The following is a 2,186-nucleotide window of genomic DNA, read 5'->3' as shown; positions in this document are numbered from 1 at the left end:
TGCGCGGTTTCAACCTCGACCATGGGTCTGACTTCACCACCTATATCGATGAACTGCAGATGAACTTTCGCACACACGGACACGGTCACGGCTATCTCGACCTCAACGGCCTCATTCCGGAGATCGTGGGGCCGGGGAGGATTTTTCGTAAAAGGGGCCCTATCGCGCCGACGGCGGTGATTTCGCTCTGGCGGGAGCAGCCTATATGATGACCATCAAGGGTTACCACCGGCCGTGGGCATCGGCCGAGGCTGGTTCATATGGTTGGCGCCGCGTCGCCGTAGGCGGAACAGTGCACGACGTGGGCGTGGGAGATCTCACGCTTGTCGCTCAGGCCAAGACCTACGACGGACCGTGGCAGGAAACTGAACGTCTTCGCCATTACTCGGGTTTCGCGAAATATAGCATGCCGAGCGGTGCGGGCACATTGGAGGCATCTCTCCATGCCTACCGGGCGACATGGCACCCTACCGAGCAAATCCCGGAGCGCATTATCGGCACGGCGTTGTGTGCGGATGTGTTCTGCTCTCCAGATCCTTCCGCGCGGGGTGAGACGACGCGCCAGGTGGCTAACATCGCGGTCAAGCAACCGACATGGCGCGCCAATGTCTATGCCCAGTTTTACGACTGGTCGATGTTGTCGAACCCCACTTACACCGATCCGGATGGCACAAGCGCGCAGATCAAGCAGTTCGACCGGCATTGGGTACTAGGGCTGTCCGCTCAAAAAAAAAAAAAATTGGGAAATCGCTGACAGTCTGGCTGTGAGCCTTGGCACCGAAAACAGATACGATGCCATCGGGAATGTTGGTGTCGATCGAACGGCTGTCCGCACATTTCTTGAATCTCTCGGGCACTATCAGGTCGGGGAATTGTCTTCCGCGCTCTACGGCGAAGTCGCTTGGAAACTCTTGGCTGGACTGCGTGTGACAGGTGGTCTTCGCGGGGACTATTATCACTATTCCGTGCGTGCACGAGATGTGGTTGCGGCGTCGCTGGGAGAAGGCAGTGGCTCGGCGTCGATTCTCTCACCTAAGGTCTCGATCGCCTATCAGGTTACGCCGCAACTTGAACTCTACGCCAACTGGGTCCGTGGATTCCATTCCAACGACGTTCGGGGTGCGGTAAACAGGGGCACGCCTGTTCCGGTTCTCGTTCGCGGCATCGGCAAGGAACTGGGGGGACGCCTTCAATTCTCCGGGGTCACGTTAACCGCGACTTACTGGTGGCTGCATGTCGGCAGCGAGCTTCGTTTCATTGGCGATTCCAATGCTGTTGAACGTCGGGTGCCAGTGGGTGTCATGGCTATGAAATCGTCGCCTTCTGGCGGCCGTTCCCGTGGCTTGCGCTTGATGGAAACTATACTGCCAGCCATGCCCGCTTCGACAATGGCGATCACATCCCTAATGCATTTGAGAACGCGGCTTCAGCCGGTGCCGCCATCATTCTTGATCCCTGGGAAGCCAGCATTCGGGTGCGCCACCTCGGACCTTCTCCGCTTGTCGAGGACAACAGTGTCCGGGGATCGGGGGCAGCACCGTCATGAATGCCCGCGCCGCGTGGACGGGCAAGAAGGTCGAGATATTTGGAGAAGTGCTGAACATCTTCGACAGCCGGGACAAGGACATCGCCTATTATTACGAGTCCTACATCCCCGCCTTTGATGCAGGTGCTCCGGTGGAAGGCCGGTTGAGTCGTGTGGTCGAGCCTCGAACCGTGAGGATTGGCGCAAAGGTCAATTTCTAGCGAAATCCCTTGATGGGCGGCGCTGCAGCACGTCTGCTGCGCCATCCTCCGTTTGTACATCTTATCGCGAGCCACATCATGCCCTCACGAAGACACTGCCATCCCTGTCTCTGCGCCTACGAATTGGTGCCTTGTTTGCCGGATTGATCGCCGCCAACATTGGCGTCTGGGTCTGGGCATTCAGCCTGTTTCATGCGCAGCCGTTAATGCTCGGCACCGCTGTGCTTGCCTGGGGGCTTGGCCTGCGCCATGCGGTCGATGCCGATCATATTGCGGCCATCGACAATGTGACGCGCAAACTGATGCAGGATGGTCAGCGCCCCGGGTTTTCGGCCGGCTTTCTGGTTTTGCGATCGGGGCATTTCCGGGGATCATTGCCATAGCATCGATCATCATTGCGGTGACGGCCAGCGCGCTGTCGCAGTTCGGCGCCTTCAAGG

At 58.4% G+C, this 2,186-nt stretch carries 1 protein-coding gene and 1 pseudogene; both read left to right on the top strand.

The window, feature by feature from the left end; translation table 11 throughout:
- A pseudogene (locus BF95_RS25090) lies at positions 1–1,746 on the top strand (TonB-dependent receptor); the annotation flags it as partial.
- A 131-nt stretch (positions 1,747–1,877) separates the two neighbouring features.
- Entirely contained in the window at positions 1,878–2,129 is a 252-nt protein-coding gene (locus tag BF95_RS25085; RefSeq protein ID WP_043155559.1) for a HoxN/HupN/NixA family nickel/cobalt transporter, read from the top strand.
- Positions 2,130–2,186 lie beyond the last annotated feature (57 nt).

The organism is Sphingobium sp. Ant17 (assembly GCF_000588875.1).
In the GTDB taxonomy this organism is placed as follows: domain Bacteria; phylum Pseudomonadota; class Alphaproteobacteria; order Sphingomonadales; family Sphingomonadaceae; genus Sphingobium.
The sequence above is the reverse complement of the archived record's forward strand: the minus strand, read 5'-3'. Positions and strand labels throughout refer to the sequence as shown.